General features: G+C 72.4%; 23 protein-coding genes, 1 pseudogene and 1 riboswitch. Of the genes and pseudogenes, 12 read left to right on the top strand and 12 right to left on the bottom strand.

Annotated elements, in window-relative coordinates:
* The first annotated feature begins 45 nt into the window (after window positions 1–45).
* Window positions 46–747 (top strand): GAF domain-containing protein, encoded by a 702-nt coding sequence (locus tag OG435_RS04250; protein WP_266875359.1) that lies wholly within the window; start codon window positions 46–48, stop codon window positions 745–747.
* A complete protein-coding gene (locus tag OG435_RS04245; RefSeq protein ID WP_266875358.1) occupies window positions 659–1,174 on the top strand; it encodes a PP2C family protein-serine/threonine phosphatase in 516 nt (171 codons plus the stop codon). The genes OG435_RS04250 and OG435_RS04245 overlap by 89 nt, the downstream gene beginning before the upstream one ends.
* A 38-nt stretch (window positions 1,175–1,212) precedes the next feature.
* Here the strand turns inward: OG435_RS04245 and OG435_RS04240 are convergent, their stop codons facing one another.
* On the bottom strand, window positions 1,213–2,175 hold the full coding sequence (locus OG435_RS04240) for a hypothetical protein (RefSeq protein ID WP_266875357.1): 963 nt from the start codon (window positions 2,173–2,175) through the stop codon (window positions 1,213–1,215).
* A 159-nt stretch (window positions 2,176–2,334) separates the two neighbouring features.
* Here OG435_RS04240 and OG435_RS04235 point away from each other — a divergent pair, with 159 nt between their 5' ends.
* Entirely contained in the window at window positions 2,335–3,243 is a 909-nt protein-coding gene (locus tag OG435_RS04235; protein ID WP_266875356.1) for a serine hydrolase, read from the top strand.
* Window positions 3,244–3,340: 97 nt separating this feature from the next.
* Here the strand turns inward: OG435_RS04235 and rpmF are convergent, their stop codons facing one another.
* The 5 genes from rpmF to rpmG form a co-directional block, all read right to left on the bottom strand.
* Window positions 3,341–3,511 carry a 50S ribosomal protein L32 gene (gene rpmF, locus OG435_RS04230; protein ID WP_266875355.1) on the bottom strand — a complete coding sequence of 57 codons (171 nt, stop codon included), beginning with the start codon at window positions 3,509–3,511 and terminating at the stop codon, window positions 3,341–3,343.
* A 92-nt stretch (window positions 3,512–3,603) separates the two neighbouring features.
* A complete protein-coding gene (gene rpsR / locus OG435_RS04225) occupies window positions 3,604–3,843 on the bottom strand; it encodes a 30S ribosomal protein S18 (protein WP_266875354.1) in 240 nt (79 codons plus the stop codon).
* Window positions 3,844–3,892: 49 nt separating this feature from the next.
* Window positions 3,893–5,071, bottom strand: coding sequence for a CobW family GTP-binding protein (locus OG435_RS04220; protein ID WP_266875353.1), 1,179 nt, complete (start codon window positions 5,069–5,071; stop codon window positions 3,893–3,895).
* On the bottom strand, window positions 5,068–5,316 hold the full coding sequence (locus OG435_RS04215; RefSeq protein WP_266875352.1) for a type B 50S ribosomal protein L31: 249 nt from the start codon (window positions 5,314–5,316) through the stop codon (window positions 5,068–5,070). Before OG435_RS04215 ends, OG435_RS04220 begins: the two co-directional genes overlap by 4 nt.
* A gap of 49 nt (window positions 5,317–5,365) precedes the next feature.
* A complete protein-coding gene (gene rpmG, locus OG435_RS04210) occupies window positions 5,366–5,530 on the bottom strand; it encodes a 50S ribosomal protein L33 (RefSeq protein WP_030162346.1) in 165 nt (54 codons plus the stop codon).
* A gap of 69 nt (window positions 5,531–5,599) precedes the next feature.
* Between rpmG and rpmB the strand changes: the two genes are divergently transcribed.
* The 4 genes from rpmB to OG435_RS04190 all read left to right on the top strand — a co-directional run bounded on the left by rpmB (window position 5,600) and on the right by OG435_RS04190 (window position 8,984).
* Window positions 5,600–5,836 carry a 50S ribosomal protein L28 gene (rpmB, locus tag OG435_RS04205; protein ID WP_266875351.1) on the top strand — a complete coding sequence of 79 codons (237 nt, stop codon included), beginning with the start codon at window positions 5,600–5,602 and terminating at the stop codon, window positions 5,834–5,836.
* A complete protein-coding gene (rpsN, locus tag OG435_RS04200; protein ID WP_266875350.1) occupies window positions 5,836–6,141 on the top strand; it encodes a 30S ribosomal protein S14 in 306 nt (101 codons plus the stop codon). The genes rpmB and rpsN overlap by 1 nt, the downstream gene beginning before the upstream one ends.
* A 232-nt stretch (window positions 6,142–6,373) precedes the next feature.
* Window positions 6,374–6,745 (top strand): hypothetical protein, encoded by a 372-nt coding sequence (locus OG435_RS04195; RefSeq protein WP_266875349.1) that lies wholly within the window; start codon window positions 6,374–6,376, stop codon window positions 6,743–6,745.
* Window position 6,746: 1 nt separating this feature from the next.
* Window positions 6,747–8,984 (top strand): hypothetical protein, encoded by a 2,238-nt coding sequence (locus tag OG435_RS04190; protein WP_266875348.1) that lies wholly within the window; start codon window positions 6,747–6,749, stop codon window positions 8,982–8,984.
* A gap of 38 nt (window positions 8,985–9,022) precedes the next feature.
* Here OG435_RS04190 and OG435_RS04185 read toward each other — a convergent pair whose 3' ends face one another.
* From OG435_RS04185 to OG435_RS04175, 3 genes are all read right to left on the bottom strand, one after another.
* Window positions 9,023–9,529, bottom strand: a complete 507-nt coding sequence (locus OG435_RS04185) for a DinB family protein (protein WP_266875347.1) — start codon at window positions 9,527–9,529, stop codon at window positions 9,023–9,025.
* Between the two features lie 103 nt (window positions 9,530–9,632).
* Window positions 9,633–10,238, bottom strand: coding sequence for a hypothetical protein (locus OG435_RS04180; RefSeq protein WP_266875346.1), 606 nt, complete (start codon window positions 10,236–10,238; stop codon window positions 9,633–9,635).
* A gap of 198 nt (window positions 10,239–10,436) precedes the next feature.
* Window positions 10,437–11,129 carry an SMI1/KNR4 family protein gene (locus OG435_RS04175; RefSeq protein ID WP_266875345.1) on the bottom strand — a complete coding sequence of 231 codons (693 nt, stop codon included), beginning with the start codon at window positions 11,127–11,129 and terminating at the stop codon, window positions 10,437–10,439.
* 251 nt (window positions 11,130–11,380) lie between these two features.
* On the opposite strand from OG435_RS04175, the pseudogene OG435_RS04170 reads away from it, so the two are divergent.
* The 5 genes and pseudogenes from OG435_RS04170 to OG435_RS04150 all read left to right on the top strand — a co-directional run.
* Window positions 11,381–12,364, top strand: a pseudogene (locus OG435_RS04170) (glycoside hydrolase family 26 protein); the annotation flags it as partial.
* Between the two features lie 101 nt (window positions 12,365–12,465).
* Window positions 12,466–12,885, top strand: a complete 420-nt coding sequence (locus OG435_RS04165) for a DUF5990 family protein (protein WP_266875344.1) — start codon at window positions 12,466–12,468, stop codon at window positions 12,883–12,885.
* Window positions 12,886–13,119: 234 nt separating this feature from the next.
* The gene (locus OG435_RS04160; protein WP_266875343.1) at window positions 13,120–14,349 is read left to right on the top strand and encodes an alpha/beta hydrolase family protein; all 1,230 of its coding nucleotides are present in this window, start codon (window positions 13,120–13,122) and stop codon (window positions 14,347–14,349) included.
* Window positions 14,350–14,421: 72 nt separating this feature from the next.
* Window positions 14,422–14,644, top strand: a riboswitch (cobalamin riboswitch).
* A 161-nt stretch (window positions 14,645–14,805) separates the two neighbouring features.
* Window positions 14,806–17,130, top strand: coding sequence for a 5-methyltetrahydropteroyltriglutamate--homocysteine S-methyltransferase (gene metE, locus OG435_RS04155; protein ID WP_266875342.1), 2,325 nt, complete (start codon window positions 14,806–14,808; stop codon window positions 17,128–17,130).
* 160 nt (window positions 17,131–17,290) lie between these two features.
* Window positions 17,291–18,099 (top strand): IS5 family transposase gene (locus OG435_RS04150; RefSeq protein WP_266874839.1). Its coding sequence is split into 2 segments (ribosomal slippage): window positions 17,291–17,630 and window positions 17,630–18,099, totalling 810 coding nucleotides; the frame shifts between segments, so codons are not numbered across the junction.
* Between the two features lie 36 nt (window positions 18,100–18,135).
* Here the strand turns inward: OG435_RS04150 and OG435_RS04145 are convergent.
* The 3 genes from OG435_RS04145 to OG435_RS04135 are packed head-to-tail and all read right to left on the bottom strand — an operon-like array spanning window position 18,136 to window position 20,024.
* Window positions 18,136–18,648 (bottom strand): MarR family winged helix-turn-helix transcriptional regulator, encoded by a 513-nt coding sequence (locus OG435_RS04145; protein ID WP_266875341.1) that lies wholly within the window; start codon window positions 18,646–18,648, stop codon window positions 18,136–18,138.
* A gap of 51 nt (window positions 18,649–18,699) precedes the next feature.
* The gene (locus OG435_RS04140) at window positions 18,700–19,647 is read right to left on the bottom strand and encodes a M48 family metalloprotease (protein ID WP_266875340.1); all 948 of its coding nucleotides are present in this window, start codon (window positions 19,645–19,647) and stop codon (window positions 18,700–18,702) included.
* Window positions 19,644–20,024 (bottom strand): BlaI/MecI/CopY family transcriptional regulator, encoded by a 381-nt coding sequence (locus OG435_RS04135; protein ID WP_266875339.1) that lies wholly within the window; start codon window positions 20,022–20,024, stop codon window positions 19,644–19,646. The genes OG435_RS04140 and OG435_RS04135 overlap by 4 nt, the downstream gene beginning before the upstream one ends.
* Between the last annotated feature and the right edge of the window lie 117 nt (window positions 20,025–20,141).

Here is a 20,141-nt window from a genome sequence, read left to right as displayed (position 1 = left end):
TCGGCTCCCTTCACGGAAAAGGCCCGGAACCCGCACGCGAAGTTCGTGGCATCACGATGCCGTGCCGTCAGCCGTCGGCGGCTGGCTCTGCTGGACGGGGCCTCCACCCGTATCGGGACCGCTCTGGACGTGAACCTCACGGCCCAGGAGCTGGTCGACGCGTCGATGCCGGACTTCTGCGACGGCGCCGTGGTCGAAGTCGTGGAGTGGATGGCCGAGGCCGAGGTGTTCGATCCGGCGCGGCCCCTGTCCACCCGCCGGATCGCATCCGGGACGATCCTGCCCCCTCCGGCCACCGAACTCGTGAGCGGAGTGGAGAAGGTCCGCTATCCGCCCGGCTCCGTCATCCACGACATGCTGACGACCGGTCGCGCCATCTCCGCCGTGGTGAACGAGGAGTTCCTGGCCCGGACCGTCCTCATCGAGTCACGCGCGCGGCTCTTCGCCGAGAGCGGGCTGGCCTGCGTCCTGGTCACACCGCTCATCGCCCGCGGAACCATCCAGGGAATCGCCATGTTCGGCCGGTCCGGGGAGCGGCCGGCCTTCACCAAGGACGATGTCAGCCTCGCGAGTGAGCTCGCCTCACGCGCCGCGATCTGCCTGGACAACGCCCGGCTGTACAGCCGTCCTCGTGGTGGGCGACGCGATGGGGCACGGCGTGTCGGCCGCCGCCGCCATGGGTCGCCTGCGCATCACCACCAAGGCCCTGGCCAGGCACGTCAGCGAGCCCGCCGACCTGCTCACTGAGTTCGACGCGTGCGCCCAGGAGGCCGGCATCGAGCTGGCGACGTGCCTGTACATCGTCTACGACCCGGGGACCGGACGCGCCCGCATCGCCAGCGCCGGCCATCTCCCGCCCCTGCTGCTCCGGCCGGACGGCACGGTCGAGACCATCGACGAAGTCCTGGGAGTCCCCCTCGGCGTCGGTGGCCACCCCTTCCGGGCGACCGAGATCGAGCTCCCCGCGGACGCGACCCTCGCCCTGTACACCGACGGCCTCATCGAAGCACGAGGCCGGGACATCGAAGCCGGCCTGGAGGCGCTGCGCACCGAACTGGCATGCAGCCAAGAGGCGTTGGAGAACATGGCGGACCGTATTCTCGCGAGCCTGCTGCCCGCGCCACCGGCCGACGACACGGTCCTCGTCCTCGCCCGCGTCCACCGCGCCCCATAGGACCTGACCCCCGGCGCGGGCGGGTGCGGATGGGGGTGTCAGCGTCGCAGCGCCGTACGGAGCGTGAGTCCGTGGTCGCGCCGCAGCCGGTGCAGCTCCCAGCAGGACAGAGCCGTCACCGTGACGGGGGCGCCGAGGATGAAGACCATCCGGGCGCCCACCGGGACCCGTTCGTAGGACCCGGTGATCAGATCCAGGAGCGCCACCTCCCACACCAGGACGCCGGCGAGGATCGGCGGCAACACCTCGTGGATGTCGGCGGTGCGGAAGACGTGCACCAGTGACAGTCCGATGCCGTAGAGGGCGAAACCGAGCGACCAGAGGGCCAGCAGGCCCATGACGATCTTCCCGGGCAGCCCCACGGCGTCGCGCAGGCCCGCCAACTCCGGGGCCATGGCGAGGGCGGACGTGCCCATGGACGCCATGATGGCCAAAACCGAGCCGAGCGGGCGCAGGGACCGGCGCAGGTACACCCGACGCAGCCCGCCGCGTGCGGCTGCCACGAAGGCGCCGACCACCACGGGGAAGGTGCAGACGAGTGTCAGGACGCTGTACCAGCTCTGGTTGAGGCGTTCGCTCGCCACGCCCTCGACGTCGGCGGCGCTCGCGACGGCGTTGTAGGTGATCATCAGACCCACCCAGGCGACGAGTCCCAGCCCGGTCCGCCACAACTGGAGCTTGCGGACCTCCCGGTCGTCGACGATCCCGGGGCGCGAGGGGCGGAAGGTCCGCTGGGCGGCGTACAGGGGGTTGTAGAGGCCGCGCAGGATCCTCCGAGCTCGCGAAGGCTCGGCGGGCGGAGGCGGGACCAGCGGGTAGGGGACCGCGTACGGGTATCCCGGCGGCGGGCCGGACTGGGCGTAGGGATATCCCGGCGGCGGGCCGGGCGGGGCGTACGGGTATCCCTGCCGGGGGACCGGCGGGGTGTAGGGGCGCCCCGGCGGTGGGTTCCCGGCGCCGCCCGCCGGGTCACCGTACCCACCACTGCCGTAACCGCTCATGCCACGCACCCCCGAAGTCCTGCCGGTCGAACCCCGGCATCCTAGGGGGTGTCCTGCCGATCAAGCCGGGACCATCTCCTGCGGGAGGGCCGGGTTCTCACAGGAGATCGAGAGCCGGCTCACATGTGATCCCCATGCCGCCCTCCTAGCTTCGGCGCCATGGCACTGCACAGATCCCCGTCGCGCATACGCAGGAGGCTCGCGGCGTTCGCGACCATGGCCGCGCTCGCAGGGGGAATCACCTTCGCCCACGCGCGTTCGGAGCCCCGGGACGGCACGTTCGCCACGGCGGCGGCGGCCTCGACGACGGCCACTCCGGTACCGACCACGTCACCCACCACCACATCCGCCCAGGTGAAGGTCGAGGAAGCCGCCCGTGAGGTGCTGGCGGGCGCGGAGGGGAACGCGGCCGTCGCGGTCCTGGACCTGTCCACCGGTGAGAGCGCCCGGGTCGGCGCCGACCGCGATTTCGTCACCGCCAGCATCGTCAAGGTGGACATCCTCGCCACCTTGCTCCTGCAAGCATCGGATGCCGGCCGCTTGCTGACCGCCCAGGAACAGCGCTGGGCCACCGTCATGATCGAGAACAGTGACAACGCGGCGGCCAACGCACTGTGGGATGCCATCGGCGGCGCGGAGGGGATGGCCGAGGCCAATCTGCGGCTCGGCCTCACCGAGACCACGCCGGGCCACGGCGCGTACTGGGGATTGACGCAGACCACATCCGCCGACCAACTTCGTCTGCTCCAAGCCGTGTTCGGCGAGGAGTCGGTACTGTCCGCCGATGCCCGGGCGTACCTGCGCGGACTCATGGGCTCGATCGCCCCCGACCAGGACTGGGGGATATCGGCCGGGCTGGAGGACTCCGGATCCGTGTACCTGAAGAACGGCTGGCTCGCGCGCAGCGAGAGCGGCCTCTGGGTGGTCAACAGCATCGGCCGGGTGGAGGCCGGCGGCCACACCCTGCTGCTCGCCGTGCTCTGCGACGGCCAGACCTCGCAGAAGGCCGGCATCTCGCTGGTCGAAGACCTTGCCGAGCTGACACGACTTGCCGTCACCGACGGGTAGTCGGGCGTACGCCGTCCAGAGGGCCAGTCCTCTACCAGGGTTCGGTCTCCAGGGCGCGGCAGAACCCGGCGCACGCCGCGCCCGCGTCCACGGGCGCTCAGTCCTCAGGGCGGAGCAGACCGCGCCCGTACGCCCTCACCAGGCGTTGCGGCACCTGGTACACCGAGCCGTCGACCGTGATCGCGACGAGCTGCGGGGTGGTCGCCTTCCACTGCGCGCGGCGGTGGCGGGTATTGCTGCGGGACGTCTTCCGCTTGGGAACGGCCATGGGTGTCTCCTCGGGTGGGCTGGGCTGAGCTGGGCTCGGGTGGTGTCGGTCGGTACGGGGGCGGTCGCCGCCGCGCACCGCGTGCGGAGGCCCTACCGGCTGCTGCCGTAGGGGAGCAGGGCCATCTCGCGGGCGTTCATGATCGCGGCGGCGAGCCGTCGCTGCTGCTGCGCCGTGACCCGGGTGACGCGGCGGCTGCGGATCTTGCCGCGGTCGGAGATGAACTTCCGCAGCAGGTCGGTGTCCTTGTAGTCGATGTACGTGATCTTTGCCGCGTCCAGGGGGTTGGGGCGGGACTTCGGCGGCTTGAGGGGGACTTGGCGGCGGGCCATGAGGGCTCCTTGAGCGGGGTGGGCGATGGAAGTGCCGGTCGGTGGGGCGTCAGGAGACGGGGTCGAGGAGCGAGTCGAAGGCGGCCGGCAGTCTCTGCCACTCCTCGGGCCCCGAGGCGTACTCGGCGTCCGTGAGCAGGCAGGACTCCAGGAGTCGCTCCAGCCCGTCGCGGTCGAGGCCGGGCGAGGTGAAGACGAGGTGCTGGCAGCAGTCGCCGTGTTCCGGATGCCAGTCGAGCGAGGCGGCCGCCCTGCGCAGCGGCGGCACCATCTCCCAGGCGGCGTCCGGGAGGGAGGCCAGCCAGGGCCCGGCGTTCTCCACGCACAGGGCGCCGCCCGCGGCGTCCCAGGCGAGCAGGGTGTCGGGGCGGTCGGCGAGCCAGAACCGGCCGCGGCTGCGGGCAGCGGCGCAGCAGAGGTCCTCCAGGGCCTCGTAGAGCCGCCCGGGGTGGAAGGGGCGGCTGCGGTGCCAGACGAAGGTGGTGACTCCCGCCTCTTCCGCCTCCTGCGGCAGCAGGGCGCAAGCGGGGTGCTGGGCGGCGGCCGCCATCTCCACGTCGAAGCCGGCGAAGGCCGCCCGGGCCAGTTCCCCGGATCCGGCGGGCACCCGGCGGGCGGTCGGATGGAGTTGGGCCAAGAGGGCGAGGCCGGCGTCCGCGGTGTCCTCGGCGTACGTGGCGTCCGCGGCGTGTCCGGCGTCCGTGCTGTCCACGAGGGCCAGTACGGGGGCGTACTCCAGCTGCCGGGCCCAGGTGTCCCCGACCGTGCGCCGGTCCGCGGCTGCCGCCGCGAGGCCCACGTCCGCCAGATCGTCCCCGTTGACGAGATAGGGCAGGACGAGCGAGGGGTCGACCGCGGTGATCACGCCGGTGAGATCGAGCAGGTCGCCGCCGTGCTCGGCGACGACCTCGGCCATCGCCTTGGGCTCGACGGAGTCCCACAGCTCGACGACGGCCAGGCGCGTCGTTCCGCCGCCGGCCAGCCGTTCGAGCTCGGGGACAAGGTCCTCGCGGAGCGCGCAGCAGGCGCAGTCGTTGAAGAGCGGCGCCTCGCCTCGCGACAGTTCACCCGAAGCGTCGCGCACGATGCGCAGCACGGTACCGGCGGGCGCCGTGGCGAGGTCGTGGTGGAGCGCGACGCTGCCGGGGACGGAGCGGAGCAGTCGGTCGACGACTTCCTTGCGGGCGTCGGAGTGCAGCCCGCCGACGATGACGACGGGCAGTCTCACTTGCCGCTCCCGTAGCGGCGCTCGAAGCGCTCGACGCGGCCGGCGGTGTCCAGGACGCGGGCGGTGCCGGTGTAGAAGGGGTGGCTCCGCGAGGAGATCTCGACGTCGATGACGGGGTAGGTGTGGCCGTCCTCCCACTCGACGGTCTTGTCGCTGGTGGCGGTCGAGCGGGTGAGGAAGGCGAAGTCGGCGGCCTTGTCGCGGAAGACGACGGGGCCGTAGGCGGGATGGATTCCGGGCTTCATGGCGGGTCCTTCGGGCAGGGGCGGGGGCTGGGGGGAGAGGGGACGGGCTTCAGCGTTCTTCGCGGAAGTCGACGTGCCGGCGGACCACCGGGTCGAACTTGCGCAGCACCATCCGGTCGGGATCGTTCCGCCGGTTCTTGCGGGTGACGTAGGTGTAGCCGGTGCCCGCGGTGGAGCGGAGCTTGACGATCGGGCGTACTTCGTTGCGTGCCATGGGGCTACTATACGGGAATGGAAATCATTTTCAGTAACGATCCCCGCTCAGAGAGAGGCAGGTACCCCCTTGTCCGCCCACTGCCAGCTGACCGGCGCCCAGCCGGGCTTCGGCAACGCCATCTCCCACTCGCACCGGCGCACTTCGCGCCGCTTCGACCCCAACATCCAGAGCAAGCGGTACTGGCTTCCCAATGAGGGGCGCCACATCCGCCTCAAGCTGAGCGCCAGGGCGATCAAGACCGTCGACACGATCGGTGTCGAGGCCGCGGTGGCGCGCATCCGTGCCCGGGGCGTGAAGGTCTGATGGCGAAGCAGAGCAAGATCGCGCGGAACGAGAGGCGCAAGGTGATCGTCGAGCGCCACGCCACCCGGCGGGCGGAGCTGAAGGAGATCATCCGCAGGCCCTCCTCGACGGAGGCCGAACGGGGAGCGGCCGTGGCCGAGCTGCGCAAGCAGCCGCGCGACGCGAGCGCGACCAGGGTGCGCAACCGGGACGCTGTCGACGGGCGGCCCCGCGGACACCTGCGGAAGTTCGGTCTCTCCCGCGTGCGGATGCGTGAACAGGCCCACGCCGGGGTCCTGCCCGGAGTCACGAAGTCGTCCTGGTAGGGCCTGCGCGACCGACGGAAGCGAACGGGCCCGCACTCCGGTGGAGTGCGGGCCCGCGTCGTCGGCGGCCCGACCGGTGCCGGGCGTTCGCCTCGATGAGGCCGACCGGATCCGGCGACGACCCGCCCGCGCACCCGAACCCCACGTCCCGGGAGTACCTGCCCGGAACCCGTTCGAGCGGGCAGACTGGGGGCATCGGCTCCCCGACGGGCCGATCGAGGAGGGGAACACTGTGGATCCTGCCATCGCGTCACTCGCCGCAACCGCCGCCGCAGCACTCGTCGGCGCGATGACCACGGACGCCTGGGGGCGGGCCAAGCAGGGGTTCGCACGCCTGGTCGGCAGGCAGCCCGAGCACGCCGATTCCGTGGAGGCCGAGCTGGAACAGGCCAGGGAAGCCGTGCTCACGGCGCGCGCCCAGGGCGATGCGGAGGCCGAGCGCGTGGTGCGCGAGGAATGGGCCGCGCGGCTCGCGGTCGTACTGGACGTCGACACGGCCGCCCGGACCGAGGCGGCCGCCTACGGACCCGGTGTGCAGATCGGCTCACAGATCAACATCGGGCCGTCCCAGACCGGTTCCGGGAACATCCAGATCGTCGGCTGACGTGCCCGAGGCCCCGATCACCACGCAGATCAACATCGGCCCCTCGCAGACCGGCGACGGGAACGTGCAGCACATCCATCTGGCCCCCGTCGAGCCCCTGGCCGCGCTCGCGTCCCTGCCCGAGCCGCCCACGGAGTTCGTCGGCCGCACGGGCGAACACCGCAGACTCAGGGAGCACCTCGACCCCGGCACACCCCGCACCGCCGAGGACACCGCGCCCGTCGTCGTCTCCGCCGTGTCCGGCATGGGCGGGGTCGGGAAGACCACCCTGACCGTGATCGCCGCCCGCGGCGCGGTGGGCGACGGCTGGTTCACCGGCGGCGTGCTCTTCACCGACCTGCGCGGGTACGGCAGCGACCCGATGATGCCGGAGGAAGCGCTCGACGGACTGCTGCGCGACCTCGGGGTCGGCGAGCCGGAGATCGAGCGCCGGCCCACCCGGCAGGAGAAGGAACGGCTCTACCGCTCCAGCCTCGCGAGGCTCCAGGGCCCGGCCCTGATCATCGCGGACAACGCCTCGCGCGCCGCCCAGGTCCGCTCACTGGTCCCGGGGGAAGCACGCCACCGGCTGGTCGTGACCTCCCGCAACCGGCTCGCCGAACTGGGCGCCCGGCTCATCGACCTCGACGTACTGGAGCCCGAGGAGTCCGCGCAGCTCATCGTCGAGGCGCTGAGCACGGCCTGGCCCGACGATCCCCGGCTCCGCCCCGGATCCCTCGACCGGGCGGACCTCGGCCGGCTCGCCGACGCGTGCGGGCACCTGCCGCTCGCGCTCCAGATCGCCGCCGCGCGGCTGAAGGCCGATCGCGGCCTCGGCATCGGAGCCGCCGCCGACCGGCTGGCCGCGGGCGGTGCCCGGCTGGGGCGGCTGCGCGACGGCGAGCGTGCCGTACGGGCCGTCTTCGCGATGTCCTACCACGCGCTGGAACCGCGCTCCCAGCAGCTCTTCCGCCAACTGGGCGTGCTGCCGGGGAGGGAGGCGCACGAGGTGGCCCTCGTGGAGCTGGCCGACGCCGAGGACTTCGACGAACTGCACGACCTGCTGCACCCCCTGCTGGACGCCCACCTCATCGCCCGGTCCGGTACGCATCGCCGTTGGCGCATGCACGACCTGCTCCACGAGTACGCGGCCGAACTGGCCGACGCCGAAGACTTCCGGGACGAGCGACGAGCCGCCCGCTGCCGACTGCTGGAGCACTACGCCGAGGCCCTGCGGGAAGCGGACGCGCTGCTGCACGGTCCCCAGGACCCCGAGTTGGCGCGGGCGCGCGCCAACTCGGCCGACTGGCTCGACGCCGAGCGCCTCCACCTCGTCACCGCCGCCGGATGGACGGATGACGAGGCGTGCGCCGAGCGGGCCTTCGTCGTGGCCACCCTGCTCGACGGACACATGCTCGCCCGGCACGACCACCACGCCCGCGCCACCGTGGCCGCCTCCGCGGCGGCGGCAGCGCACCGCACCGGGCGCGCCGCGGACGAGGCCGGCGCCCTTCATGTCCTGGGCATCGAACTGCTCCATGACCGCAGGGCCGACGAGGCGATCACCGCTCACCGGCAGGCTCTGAGGATCCGGCAGTTGATGGCCGCGTCCTCGATGCTCTCGCTGGGGCAGGCGTTCGGGATGGCGCGTGCGCGGCCGGCGCCGGGGGAGTCGGTGGGCACCCGGCGCAACGGCGAGGCGCTCGCGCCGCTGGAACAGGCCCTGGCGATCTACCGGGAATACGACGACCTCACCGGACAGGCCCTGGCCCTGCGGGCTCTGGGCAGCGCCCGGCGAGGCGTGGGGGACCTGGCGGGCAGCGAAGCCCTGCTGGAGGAGGCCGCCTCCCTCTTCGGGCGGCTGGGCGATCTGGCCGAGCAGAGCGCGGTGGCCCAGCAACTGGCCTCGGTCCGGATCGACCGGGGCGATGTCGACGCGGCCGCCGCGGCGGGGCGGGAGGCGGTACGGCTCAGCCGCGCGGTGGGCACGCCGGGCTCACTGGCGGTCGCCCTGCTGACGGCCGCGCAGACCGAACAGTTCCGCAGCCGCTGGACCGAGGCCCTGGGCCTGCTCGACGAGGCGCTCCCGCTGCTGCGCGCGACGCGCGACATCAGGGAGGCCGCCACCTGGCTGGTACGGGCCTCGGTCCTGCGTCAGCTGGGCAGGACCGAGGAGGCGGACGCGTCCGAGGCGCAATGCGACATGGTGGGCGAGGACCGCCTGGACGCACGGCAGGACCCCGCCCGACCGCGACCGTGACCTGGGCCGAAGAGGGACGGCCCAGGCCGTCTGACGGCCTAGTCGCCGGTCGTTCCGTCGAGCAGCTCGCGCAGGATGTCCAGGTGGCCGTTGTGGCGGGCCGTCTCCTCGGTGAGGTGGAGGAGGATCCAGCGCAGGTCGACGTGGAGGCCGTTGCGGTTGGCTCGCTGGGCCTGCTTGTCCAGGCTGTTCCCGGCGACCAGTTCGCGGTAGCGGGCGCTCTGTTCGGCGTACTCGTCGAGGAGCTGCGCGAGCGGGAAGTCGACGGCGACGCGCATCTCGCGGTCGGGGTCCTCGTCGGTCCAGGGGCCGTGGTCCTGCTCGCCGAGGAAGACCACCTGGAACCAGTAGTACTCGACCCAGCGCAGGTGGTTGACCAATCCGCTCAGGGTCATCAGCGGTGAGCCCGGCAGGATCGCCTTGCGGGCGTTCTCGTCGGAGACGCCCGCGCACTTGGCGCGGGTGGTGTCGCGTGCGTAGTCGAGGAAGGTGGTGAGCTGGGTGCGCTCGTCCCACGCGGACGGTATGTCATCGATTCTGGTCATCCCGCGGAGCATCCCCGATCGGCGCGACGGGTGTCGAGGCATTTTCCGACGGGAGGGGTCCGCACCCTTCCTCCCGGCCCGGTCCTCTTCCCCGCCACGCCGGTCAGGGCTTCAGGCCGGCCCGCCTGAGGGCGATCTCGGACAGGTCGGCGATCACCTGCGGGTCGCCGCGGCGCCAGGCATCGGCGAGACCGCCCGCAGGGGTGGGGATCGTGGAGAGGGGGCGTACGGGGCCGGTGAGGGCGCGCAGGGCGAGCAGGTCGGCGCCTCCGGGTGCGTCGCGGAGGTCCCGGATGGTGGCGCTGCGGCGGATCCAGCGCACGCGCGGGGGAAGCCACAGCAGCAGGACGAAGGCCACGGGCAGGACGATCAGGGAGATGGTGGCGAGGGTGGCCACCTGGCCGACGACGTCCTGCAGTGACTGCCCCGCGTCGGCGAGTCCGGTGCCGGCGTCGGCCGCCGACCGGAACGGCTTCTTCAGGAGGTCGCCGACGAGCGGCACGTCGGAGGCTTTGTCTCCGGCCTCGGTGAGGGCGTGGGCGAGGCTGTCGCCCGAGCTCTCGACCTTCCGTCCGGGTTCGGCCAGCCGCATGATCGCGTCGCGGACGGTCAGGGCGAACTTCACCGCGGCGGCGATCAGCAGTACGGCGATCAGGTCCGCGAGGACCTGCCGGTTCCGCCGTGCTGGGGTCTGGGCGTAGAGAAGCACGGGCTGCTCCTGTTCCGGTGCTGGCGGCAGGGGCCGGCCGGTCCCTCGACCGGATGCCGGACTCGACCGCATGCGGGACTCGATGCGGAACTCGACCGTATGCCGGACCCGGCCGGCGCGTGGCGTCCGTCGGCATGTGGCGTCGGTCGGTTCCGCAGCAGTGACACGTCGCCGGGTCGGCGCCGTGCCGGCTCCGGGTCAGTCCGCGCGGGGAACGGCGGCGAACACGGGGCCGCCGACGGCCCGGGTCAGGCGGTACCGCCTGAGCGCCCGGTCGAAGCGGGCGCGGCTGCCCGGCAGGGCTCCGCGGAGATCGGCTACCAGTGCGCCGTCCGGTACTTCGGCGGCGAGCCGGGCGACCACCGGGTCCGTACTGTCGAGGAGTTCGGCCGCGGGGTGCAGCGGCAGTTCGGGGCCGTTCAGGTGCAGGAGGTCCCAGAAATCGTCGGCGTACGGCTGGACGCCCTCCTCGAAGCCGGTCTCCTCGACGAGCTCCTCCGCCGTGCCGAGGAGCCGGTCGAGCCACTGCGGCAGCGAGTCGGCCTCGACGTGGAGTCCGCCCTCGCGGTACTGCATCAGGACCTGCCCCCACCGGCCGTCGGGCTCGATGTCGACCCAGGTGACGCCGCCGCCCCCGTCGTCGGTGACCAGCCAGTGGGGGTGCGGCAGGCCGTGGTCGCCGGCCTGGCGGGGGTGGCCGGTCAGCCTGAACTCCACCGGCGGCACGGCGAAGCCCCCGAGCCGGCCCAGCAGTTCGCGGGCCTCGGCCGGTACCGGGACGGGCCAGTGGTCGAAGTCGGCGTCCGCGACGCCGGGTTGCACCGCGAGGTCGAACGGGACTCGGGCGGCCAGCGCCCGCAGCTGCTTAAGGAGGGTGTCACCGGAGATCACCCGGCCACGCTACCGAACCGGCCCCTGGCGACGGGAGCCGGTGTGCCCGGCCGTACGCCGCGCCCGGACGCTCCCGCGCGGAGTGTCCGGGTAAGCCCGGCGCCGCCGAGGCCTCACCCGTTCGGGTCAAGCGGGGGCGGGTGGCTGCCGCGAATGGCCCAGCATCGGGACACTGGGCGGGCCGCGCATCGGATGAGATGCCTAACGTCGCTGCCAGACACGTCGGTGCTCGCGCAGCTTGTGGAGGTGCCATGTCCCGTCGTCACAGGTTGCTGGCGGGTGTCTGCGCGACTACGGTCGCCGTCGGTCTGCTTCTGACCGGGGGCGCCCAGGGCGTCCAGGCGCCGCATCGGCAGGACTCCGGAACAAGCGCCGGCGGCGAGATCGCGGTGGGCGCCTACCTGCACTACGGATCGCCCGGCGTCGAACGGATGCAGGAGCTCTCGCGCTGGCTCGGGGGTACGGAGCTGCGCGCCGGGCACACCTATCTGCCGGGCGACACCTGGGCGAACATCGAGGGCGCACCCGATTCCCTGCGCACCTGGGCGCGGTGGCGGGGCGAGAGGGCCGACCGGCTGTTCGTCCTGAACGTGCCCATGCAGGAGCGGAACGAGGCCCGTCTCCCCGACGCCCGGGTCGCCGAGCTGATCCGCACCGGTGCGCGGGGCACCTACGATCACCACTTCCGGCGGCTGGCCCAGCGCCTGGTCGACCTCGACGTGCCGGACACGGTGATCGTCCTCGGCTGGGAGATGAACGGCTTCGACTACACCCACCGGTGCCGGCCCGACCCCGAGAACTGGAAGAAGTACTGGCGGCGCATCGTGGCCGCCATGCGGTCCGTGAAGGGGCAGGATTTCCGTTTCGACTTCGCCCCCAACCGCGGCGGTGACGCGATCGCGTGGACCCGGTGCTACCCGGGTGACGACGTGGTCGATGTCATCGGGATGGACTCGTACGACCAGGAACCCGGCCGGACCTTCGACGAGCAGGTCACCCAGCCCTACGGACTGCGGCAGCAGGTCGATTTCGCCAGGGCCCACGGCAAGGCGATCTCGTACCCCGAGTGGGGGCTGTTCCGGCACGGCGACAACCCCGAGTACGTGCGGCACATGCTGGAATGGATCGAGGAGCACAGGCCGCTCTACCACAGCATCACGGACTTCTGCCCGCACGGCGTGTGGCAGTGCGGGCGGAATCCGCGCTCCTCGCAGGTGTTCCGGGACTACCTTTCCGGTGACCAGAGCCGTGGGTCCGACCTCCGGACAAGGTGACGCCGCACGTCGTCGGAGAGCCCGGACAGGGAGGTCGGAGGGCGCATGGCAGAGTGCTGTGCATGCCATCGCTCTCACTTCGTATCGTCGGCCGCGATCTCCCGGGTCGTGAATGCGGCGGGTACCGGGACGTCCATGTCGCCGTGCAGCGCGGGCGCGAAGCCGAAGGAGCCGTCCCCGGGGACGCCGCGGAGGCGGTCTGGGAGTTCACCGTGGAGGTCGTCGCGTTGACGGACGGGGCACGGGACTTTCGTGGGCCCCACGTCCACGGACGACGCGGGGGCCGGTTCCTGTACCTGACGTGGGGAGAGCTTCGCCGCGGCGGGGAGTTCACGATGTTCCGCCGCGCCAAGCTGATGCTCGACGACCTCCCGCCGCACGCCGTCGACCGCGGCGCCGCCGAGGCCGGGCTACGGCTCACGGACCGCTGCGGCATGCCCGTGTGCGCCGCGGTGCGCCCGCCCGGCATCAGCTGGAGCTGACGGGTCCCGCGGGAGCGAGGGCCCGCCGGGCCGACGCGGGGAGGGCCCGGTCACCGGCTACCGGACGACTTCCGCGACCGCATCGTCCGGGGGGCGTAAACCCGTGGGCCTACGCCCTCGCGCGTGTTACATCGGTGAGCCGATGCCGCGCGGGAGGGCGCGTGACAGCGTTCAGCTGTGTCCACGGACCTTCCGTGGCAGCACAGTTGACGATGCGTCACCACGGGAGAGCCCATGACCACCACACCGTTCATCAGCCGCGAGGGCGTGACGCGCCGCCGGGTGCTGGGAGCCGCGCTCGCCGTCGGCGCCGCCGCGCCGCTGGCTGCCACCGGCCCCGCGTGGGCCGGCCCGGCCGCGCCCGCCGCCCGCGCCTCGGAGCGGCTCACGCTGCCCGCGCCGACCGGGCCGCATCCCGTGGGAACGGTCCAGCTGCACCTCGTCGACCGCTCGCGCCCGGACGCCGTCGCGGGGCCCGGGCACTTCCGTGAGCTGATGGCCACCGTCTGGTACCCCGCCCGGGACGTCCGGCGGTATCCCGTGGCGCCCTGGATGCCGGCCGGGGCGTTCCGGGCGTTCGTCGACGACGCCGGGCTCAGCGAACTGGCCTCCCTGGGGCCGCTGACCGCCGGCCACATGGGCGCGCCGGTGCGCCGGTCGGGCCACTTCGGCGGGCGCCTGCCCGTCGTCGTGTTCTCGCACGGCGCGCACAGCCACCAGGGCGACCACACCGTCATGGTCCAGGAGCTCGCCAGCCACGGATACGCGGCCGTGACCATCGCGCACCAGTACGACACGTACACCGAGTACCCCGACGGCCGGGTCGCCGTCCCCCTCGACGACAGGCGGGCGCCGACACTGCCCGGGGACTTCGCCGACGACCTGCGCTTCGTCCTCGACTGCGTCGAGCAGCTCGCCGCGGGCCGCAATCCGGACGTCGACCGCAAGAAACTGCCGGCCGGGCTGCTCGGCTCGCTCGACCCGCGGCGCATGGGCGCGCTCGGCTGGTCGAAGGGCGGGACGGCCACCGCCTGCGCCACGCTCGCGGACGAACGCATCCGGGCCGGGCTGAGCCTCGACGCCCCGATGCAGATGAACCCGCCGCTGGCCGGCGACCTGCACCGGCCGTTCATGATGATGTCCGCCGAGTTCAGCCGGGCCACGGATCCCGCGGCCGCCGCCTTCTGGTCGCACCTGCGGGGACGGCGGCTGGACATCCGGGCGGAGGGCGCCGTCCACATCTCCTACGGCGACAACGAGGCGCTGTACCCGCAGGTGGCGAAGGTGTACGGATGGACCGCGCAGCAGCTCCAGGACGTGATCGGCACCCTCGATCCCGACCGCGCGGTGAAGATCCAGCAGGTGTACCCGCTCGCGTTCTTCGACGAGCACCTGCGCCACGGCCAGGGCCACCTGCTGGACGGGCCCTCCCCGGCCTACCCGGAGGTGACCTTCCTTCCCTGACCGGCCGGCGGCGTGTCTCATTTCACCGTCCGACATCTGGATCACGGTGTCCATGGGCAAGCGCGGCGGCCTAGGGTGGGCCGCGCAGCTGGTTCGCCCCCGTCCGCCAGGCGGGATGCGTCGTAAGAGGGAACCCGGTGGGAATCCGGGACTGCCCCGCAGCGGTGAGTGGGAACGACCGCCGTCATACGCACTGGGACCGGAACAGGTCCTGGGAAGCGACGGCCAGTAGGTGCGGGCCTTCGTGGTCCGCGCGCCCGCGAGTCCGAAGACCTGCCCGTTGCCCGCACGCGGACGATTCCGTGTGCGGAGATCCCGGTGACCTCGTGGGCGGGTCGGCGTACACACGGAGCGGCACGTGCGGTGATTCCGCGGCGTGCACCGCCCGTTGTGCCGTTCCTTCGCGTCCGCGTCCCGTCGCCGGATTCCTGGACACATCTCGCGAAGGAGAGTTCCGTGACAGCGAAGCCCACAGCCGCGGCAGCACGAGCCACCGTGTACGGCTACCCCCGTCAGGGGCGGAACCGGGAACTGAAGAAGGCCGTCGAGGGCTACTGGAAGGGCCGCGTCACCGCGGACGCCCTCCGGGAGACCGCGACCGAACTGCGCCGTGCGAACTGGCAGCAGCTGGCCGAGGCCGGTGTCCACGAGGTTCCCACCGGTGACTTCTCGTACTACGACCACGTGCTGGACACCAGCGTCATGGTCGGCGCCGTCCCCGAGCGGCACCGGGAGGCCGTCGCCGCCGACCCGCTCGACGGGTACTTCGCGATGGCACGCGGCACGCAGGACGTGGCCCCGCTGGAGATGACCAAGTGGTTCGACACGAACTACCACTACCTGGTCCCCGAGCTCGGACCGGACACCGTCTTCACCGCCGACCCCTCCAAGCAGGTCGCCGAAGTGAGGGAAGCCCTCGCGCTCGGCCACGATGCCCGCCCCGTGCTCGTCGGCCCGATCACCTATCTGCTGCTGGCCAAGCCCGCCCCCGGCGTGGCGGCCGACTTCCAGCCGCTGACGCTGCTGGACCGGCTGCTCCCCGTCTACGCCGAGGTCCTCGCGGCCCTCAAGACCGCCGGGGCCGAGTGGGTCCAGCTCGACGAGCCGGCCCTGGTCCAGGACCGCAGCCCGGCCGACCTGAACGCCGCGGCCCGCGCCTACCGCGACCTCGGCGCCCTGACCGACCGGTCCAAGCTGCTCGTCGCCTCGTACTTCGGCCGGCTCGGCGAAGCCCTCCAGGTCCTCGCCGCCTCTCCCGTCGAGGGCCTGGCGCTCGACTTCACCGAGGCGGGCAGCGCCCATCTGAAGGACCTCGCGGCGGTGGGAGGTCTGCCCGGCAAGCGCCTGGTGGCCGGCGTCGTCAACGGCCGCAACATCTGGATCAACGACTACCAGAAGTCCCTCGCCACTCTGGGCACGCTGCTGGGCCTGGCCGACCAGGTGGACGTGGCCGCCTCCTGCTCCCTGCTGCACGTCCCGCTCGACGCCGCCGCCGAGCGGGACATCGACCCGCAGGTCCGCCGCTGGCTCGCCTTCGCCCGGCAGAAGACGCGGGAGATCTCCGTCCTGGCCCGGGGACTGGCCCAGGGGACGGACTCCATCGCACCCGAACTCGCCGCCAACCGGGCCGACCTGGCCTCCCGCACGGGCTCGGCGCTCACCCACGACCCGGCCGTCCGCACCCGCACCGCGGCCGTCACCGCCGCGGACGGCCGCCGCGCCCAGCCCTACGCGGAGCGCGCCGCCGCCCAGCGGGCGCACCTGGGCCTGCCGCTGCTGCCGACCACCACGATCGGGTCCTTCCCGCAGACCGACGAACTGCGGGTCGCCCGCGCCGACCTGCGGGCCGGCCGGATCGACGCGGCGGGCTACGAGCGGCGGATCAAGGCGGAGATCGGCGAGGTGATCTCCTTCCAGGAGAAGACCGGCATCGACGTCCTGGTGCACGGCGAGCCGGAGCGCAACGACATGGTCCAGTACTTCGCGGAGCAGCTCACCGGCTACCTCGCGACCCAGTACGGCTGGGTCCAGTCGTACGGCACCCGTTACGTGCGGCCGCCGGTCCTGGCCGGGGACATCTCCCGCCCCGAGCCGATGACCGTCCGCTGGACCTCGTACGCCCAGTCCCTGACCTCCAAGCCGGTCAAGGGCATGCTGACCGGGCCGGTCACCATGCTCGCCTGGTCCTTCGTACGCGACGACCAGCCCCTCGGCGACACCGCCCGGCAGGTGGCCCTGGCCCTGCGCGACGAGGTCGACGACCTCGAAGCCGCGGGTACTTCGGTGATCCAGGTCGACGAGCCGGCCCTGCGCGAGACGCTCCCGCTGCGGAGCGCCGACCACGCGGACTACCTGGCGTGGGCGACCGAGTCCTTCCGGCTCACCGTCTCCGGGGTACGGCCGGACACCCAGATCCACACGCACATGTGCTACGCCGAATTCGGCGACATCGTCCGGGCCATCGACGACCTCGACGCCGACGTCATCAGCCTGGAAGCCGCCCGCTCGCACATGCAGGTCGCACGCGAACTCGCCGCCCACGGCTACCCGCGCGAGGCGGGCCCCGGCGTCTGGGACATCCACTCGCCGCGCATCCCCTCCACACGGGAGGCGGCGGCCCTGCTCCGCAAGGGCCTGGAGGCCATCCCGGCCGAACGGCTCTGGGTCAACCCCGACTGCGGCCTGAAGACCCGCGGTTGGACCGAGACCCGGGCCTCCCTGGAGAACCTCGTCGCCGCCGCCCGCGAGATCCGCGCGGACCTGCCGGCCGACAACTCCTGACGCCCCGCTCCCGGACCGCCGGCGATCGAAGCCGACGGTCCGGGAGTGCGTCCGACGCGGTTGCGTGACTTCTCGTCCCCCACCCGTCTAACTGATCGTTTCAGAATGAGATTGGTTGCGGGGCTTGGCAGTTGGGTGTGGTGTCGGCAGGATCTGGGGTGTGTCTGCTGATCTCGTGCCTGATGACCTGTGGGAACGTGTGGCCCCATTGTTGCCGGAGCGGCCGGCCAGGCGGTTTCGGTATCCCGGGCGGCTGCCGGTAGACGATCGTGCGGCGTTGAGGGCCATCGTTTACGTGCTGTGCAAGGGCGTGAGCTGGCGGGACGTTCCCGCTGAGCGGTTCGGCTGCAGTGGTGTGACGGCCTGGCGCCGGCTTCGGGACTGGACCGAGGCAGGCGTGTGGCCCCGCCTCCACGAAGTCCTCCTGGCCGAGCTGCGGGCCGCCGGGCTGCTGGACATGGATGACGCCGCGATCGACGCCTCGCACGTCAGAGCCCTCAAAGGGGGGCTCACACCGGACCTTCGCCAGTCGACCGCGCCCGCCCGGGGAGCAAGCACCACCTCATCGTCGACCGGCACGGAACCCCACTCGTCGTCTCCCTGACCAGCGGAAACCGTCACGACGTCACCCAGCTCATGCCTCTGCTCAACGCGATACCCCGCATCCGCGGGCTTCGAGGACGGCCACGTCACCGACCCCGCCGACTCTTCGCCGACCGCGGCTACGACTTCGACAAGTACCGGCGCCTGATCCGGGCCCGCGGGATCACCCCCAGGATCGCCCGCCGCGGCACACTTCACGGCTCCGGCCTGGGCAAGACCCGCTGGGTCGTCGAGCGCACCTTCGCCTGGCTCCACCAGTTCAAACGCCTTCGAATCCGCTACGAGATACGAGCCGACCTCCACCTCGGACTCCTCCAACTCGCCTGCAGCATCATCTGCTTACGGCGACTCCGAACCTCATTCTGAAACGATCAGTAAGAGGCATGGGTCAGGGGAGGGAGGTCACAGCACGCCCGCGCGGGTGGCCGAAGCGCGGATCCGGCGCAGGAGGTAGCGCAGCTGGGCGCGCTCGCCCTTCGTGAGGGATGCCAGCAGTGTGCCGTGCAGGGATTCCAGATCGTTCCGCATCGTCGTCAGGGCCGCGACACCGGCGGGAGTGAGGGCCACCACCTCGTGCCGGCCGCCCAGGTTGATGACCATGGCCTGCATCAGGCCCTGCGCGAGGAGGTCGTCGACCGCCTGCGCGACGGCGGCCGGCGCCGCCTGGAGCTGCTCGGCGAGATCGAGCCGGGCGTGCGGTCCCAGATCCGCCAGCGTCCTGAGGACCGTCTGGTGGAGGGGGCCCAGGAGGCGCATGCCCGGCCGCTCGGCCATCAGGGCGTCCACCGCCCTGCCTGCTTCAGCCAGCAGGTACGCGATCTCCTCCGAGGGGCTCGAAGATCCGCTACCCCTGTCGTACACGTCGCATCCAATCGCCGGGCCGTAGGCAAGGAAGCCGGGCGTACCTGGGCTCACGATACGTGTCCTTGCGTGATCGGTCTACGTCACTGTCGTCGGTCGCGCCGTTCAGTCGGCGAGGAGGGCCCTGGCGGTGAGCTCCACGTATTCGTGCAGCCAGTAGGCCAGGACCAGGCCCGACGGGGCCGAAACCGACACCGCCGTCACGAGTCCGGCGAGGGCCGCGCGGGTCCGGTGGCTCCGCGGCCGGAGGGGCACCGGCCGCAGCAGCGCCTCGACCCGTTGCGGAACGGGTCCGGTGCCCACCGTCAGCAGGGGTCCGCGGTTCTCGGGCCGCTTCTCCGCGGTCGAGGCGGCCAGTGCCGCGCGTGCGATCGCGGTCGCCGTGAGGCGCCGGTCGCCCACGGCGGAGGCTGCCGACTCGTCCGCCCACCGCTCCAGGTGGAAGTCCAGGGCCGGCCGCAGGGACCGTAGGGCGGGGTGCACCGCGGCGGCCAGGTCCACGGCCAGGGACAGCAGGTGGTGGCGGCCCCTCAGGTGGGCCCGCTCGTGCCCGAGCAGGACCTCCCGCTCGGCCCGGCCGAGGGTGCGGAGCATGCCCGTCGTCACGACGACCCGACCGGCGTGCCCGCACCACGCGGGCAGGGCGTAGGCCCGCGGGCCGCCATCCGTGACGACCAGGAGGTCGCCGTCGGACACGGCGTCACTGGTGGACGCCCACGCCCGCGCGAGCACCGAGCGGTACGCGAACCAGCGGCGGGTCGTCCGTACGGCCTGGAACGCCAGAGCCGCACCGGCCGCGGCGGAGACCGGCACGGCGGCGGGCCACTCGGCAGCCGCCCGCGCCGGCGGGATCCGCTCCAGGGCCGCGAGGAACGGTACGTGGAGCAGGCCGATCAGTGCCGCCACCGTGCCGCCGGCCAGCAGGACGGCCGCCGAGGTGAGCGCCGCGCACGCTTCGCGCGGCGGCAGGAGCGCGGCGAGCCCGCGGGTCGCGGCCGCCGCGCCCCAGGGGAGGGCCAGGGTCAGCGCGACCAGGGCGAGGGCGAGGGTCATTCGCCCTCCGCCGCCTCCAGGAGCAGGCGCCTGAGCGCCTCCTCGTCGTCTCCGGACAGCGAGGACACGAACCGCTTCAGGACGAGGTCGCGCTGCGGCCCCCGTTCGAGTTCCCGGTGCATGCGTCCGGCCGCCAGCCCGGCGGCGTCGTCCGCGGCGGCGTAGGCGAAGCCCCGGCCCTCGCGGGTCCGCAGGACGGTGCCCTTCTCGTACAGGCGGGCCAGGATCGTCGTCACCGTCGTCCTCGCCAGGTCCCGGCCGAGCGCGGCGTTGATCTGCTGTGGAGTCATCGGCCCGTCGGCCGCCCACAGGATCGCCAGTACGTCCGCGACGAGCTCCCCGTGCGGACGCCTCGCGTCCGGGCCTTCCTCCGCCATCCTGCTACCGCCCCGTTACTGCCACGGACTGTCACGTCCGGCGCCTATATAGGTTTGCCTTACCTACTGTACGGGGGTGCGGGGCGGGCCCTGCACGGACCTGCACGGCCCTGTCCG

The sequence above is a fragment of the Streptomyces sp. NBC_01264 genome, assembly GCF_026340675.1.
Classification (GTDB): Bacteria; Actinomycetota; Actinomycetes; order Streptomycetales; family Streptomycetaceae; genus Streptomyces.
This window is presented reverse-complemented; position numbering and strand designations above follow the sequence as displayed.